The organism is Micromonospora sp. 4G55 (assembly GCF_016803375.1).
Window position 1 is genome coordinate 1 of the sequence record NZ_JAEVHN010000785.1, and the last position, 2,599, is coordinate 2,599.

Genomic DNA, 2,599 nt, shown 5'->3' on the forward strand with positions numbered 1-2,599 from the left:
GTGGGGCGCTCCCACGGTGGGACCCAGGCCGCCGCCTGGTCGGCCAGGGAGTCCCGACGCTCCTCGTTGCTCATCCCGCTCGCTCCTCCGTCGTAGCCGTCCCGTCCCCGTCCGCCGCTCCACCCGGCTCGCCCGGGGCCGCAGCGATCTCGGCCGGCTCGGCCGGAGCCTCAGCGGCCTCGACCGGCTCGGCCGGAGCCTCAGCGGTCTCGACCGGCTCGGCCGGGGAGCCGGCGTACTCATCGATGTGCAGTTCGGTGTCGCCGTCGGCGGGGCCGGTCCAGCGCACCGTCAGCTCCTCCAGGGCCTGGTCCTGCACGAAGGAGACCAGCCCCTCCCGGTACAGCTCCAGCAGCGCCAGGAAGCGGGCCACCACCTCCAGGGTGATCTCGCAGTCGGCGCAGAGCAGCGAGAAGGTGGCGGTGCCGGCGCGGCGCAGCCGCTCGGTGAGGATCGCCGCGTGCTCCCGGACGCTGACCCGCACCATGTGCACGTGCGCGATGGACACCTCGGGGGTCGGCTTCGGGGTCATCGCCCGGATCGCGAGCTTGAGCAGCCGCTCCGGGCCGATGCCGAGGACCAGGTCGGGCAGCGCGTCGGCGTACCGGGGCTCCAGGGTGACCGCTCGGGGGTAGCGCCGGCCGCCCACCGCCTCCAGCTCGGCGATGTGCGCCGCCGCCTCCTTGTACGCCTTGTACTGCAACAGCCGGGCGAAGAGCAGGTCCCGCGCCTCCAGCAGGGCCAGGTCCTCCTCGTCCTCGACCTCGGCGGCGGGCAGCAGCCGGGCCGCCTTCAGGTCGAGCAGGGTGGCCGCGATGAGCAGGAACTCGCTCGCCTCGTCCAGGTCCCACTGGTCGCCCATCGCCCGGATGTACGCGATGAACTCGTCGGTGACCTTGTGCAGGGCCACCTCGGTGACGTCGAGCTTGTGCTTGCCGATGAGTTGCAGCAGCAGGTCGAACGGTCCGGTGAAGTTCGCCAGCCGGACGGTGAAGCCGGCGCTCTCGGCGGCCTGCGGCACGCCGGTCGGGTCGGTGGCCACCTCGGCGGCGGCCTCGGCGGCCAGCACGGGGGGCTGCTCCGGGGTCGTCGGCGGGTCCAGGGGTGGCGCGGTCACCGGACGACCGTAGTCCACGCCCCGGGTCCACCGGCGGCAAGGTGCACCCCGACCTACCGGTCGGCCTGGGCGGCGATCACCTCACGGGCCAGCTGCCGGTAGTTGCGCGCTCCGGAGGAGGCCGGGTCGAGGGTGGTGATCGGCGCACCGGCCACCGTGGACTCCGGGAACTTCACCGTCTTGGTGATGACCGTCTGGTAGACCTTGTCGCCGAACGCCTCGACCACCCGCTGGAGCACCTGCCGGCAGTGGGTGGTGCGGCTGTCGTACATGGTGGCGAGGATGCCTTCGAGTTCCAGGTCGAAGTTGAGCCGCTCGCGCACCTTGTCGATGGTGTCCAGCAGCAGCGCCACCCCGCGCAGGCTGAAGAACTCGCACTCGAGTGGGATGAGCACGCCGTGCGCCACGGTGAGCGCGTTGATCGCCAGCAGGCCCAGCGAGGGCTGGCAGTCGATCAGGATGTAGTCGTACTCCTTGCGGACGGTCCGCAGCACCCGGGACAGGGCCATCTCCCGAGCGACCTCGTTGACCAGCTGGATCTCCGCGGCGGAGAGGTCGATGTTGGCGGGCAGCAGGTGCAGCCCGGCGACGTCGGTCTTGATCAGGACGTCCTCGGCGGTGACGTCGTCCTGCATGAGCAGGTTGTAGACCGACAGGTCGAGGTTGTGCGGGTTGACCCCGAGGCCGACCGAGAGCGCGCCCTGCGGGTCGAAGTCGACCAGCAGCACCTTGCGGCCGTACTCGGCGAGCGCGGCGCCCAGGTTGATGGTCGTCGTGGTCTTCCCGACGCCGCCCTTCTGGTTGGCCATCGCGATGATCCGCGCCGGCCCGTGCCGGTCGGTCGGCATCGGCTCGGGGATCGGCTTGCGCATCGTGTAGGCGGCCGGGTCCGCCGGACCCAGGTCCGCGCCGAGCGACGCCTGCTGCTCGCGGAGCTCCGACGTCCAGGCGTCGGCACGGTCACCGTTGCCAGCCATGTCCTCGTTGCCCCCTCCCGACGACCACCCGGCGTCGGAGCCGTCCGACGTCCTGCGCGGCGCCGCTGCGCACCCCGGATGTCGCCCCAGGAGGTCCGCGCCGATGCCGACTGTACGCCACTCACCACCAGCGCGTTCGGTACCGGTCCGGCGTGTCGGACGTCCCGCCCGACCGAGCCGTGGCGCCCGGGTCAGCCGCGGGCGCGGGGATGCGCGGTGGCGTACACCTCGCGCAGCCGCTCCACGGTGACCAACGTGTACACCTGGGTGGTGGTCACCGAGGCGTGGCCGAGCAGTTCCTGCACCACCCGCACGTCGGCGCCGCCGTCGAGCAGGTGGGTGGCGTACGAGTGGCGCAGGGTGTGCGGGGACACCGCGTTGGGCCCGTCCACCGGCAGCCCGGCCCGCTCGGCGGCGCGGCGCAGGATCGTCCAGGCGCCCTGCCGGGTCAGCGCGCCGCCGCGGGCGTTGACGAAGACCGCCGGGGTGCCCCGCCCGGCCGCGA

3 protein-coding genes are annotated in these 2,599 nt (G+C 72.7%); all 3 read right to left on the reverse strand.

Features of this window, described 5'->3' with window-relative positions; translation table 11 throughout:
- Positions 1–70 precede the first annotated feature (70 nt).
- Positions 71–1,117 (reverse strand): ScpA family protein, encoded by a 1,047-nt coding sequence (locus JNW89_RS34140; RefSeq protein WP_238452173.1) that lies wholly within the window; start codon positions 1,115–1,117, stop codon positions 71–73.
- A 53-nt stretch (positions 1,118–1,170) separates the two neighbouring features.
- Complete coding sequence (locus JNW89_RS34145; RefSeq protein ID WP_238452174.1) at positions 1,171–2,094, reverse strand: ParA family protein; 924 nt, start codon at positions 2,092–2,094, stop codon at positions 1,171–1,173.
- Between the two features lie 191 nt (positions 2,095–2,285).
- Positions 2,286–2,599 (reverse strand): tyrosine-type recombinase/integrase (locus tag JNW89_RS34150; RefSeq protein WP_238452175.1); only part of this gene is annotated, 314 nt, incomplete at its 5' end.

Bases quoted from the DNA above. Each gene is read 5' to 3' on its own strand.
- JNW89_RS34145 (WP_238452174.1), bottom strand. From the start codon at position 2,094: ATGGCTGGCAACGGTGACCGTGCCGACGCCTGGACGTCGGAGCTCCGC.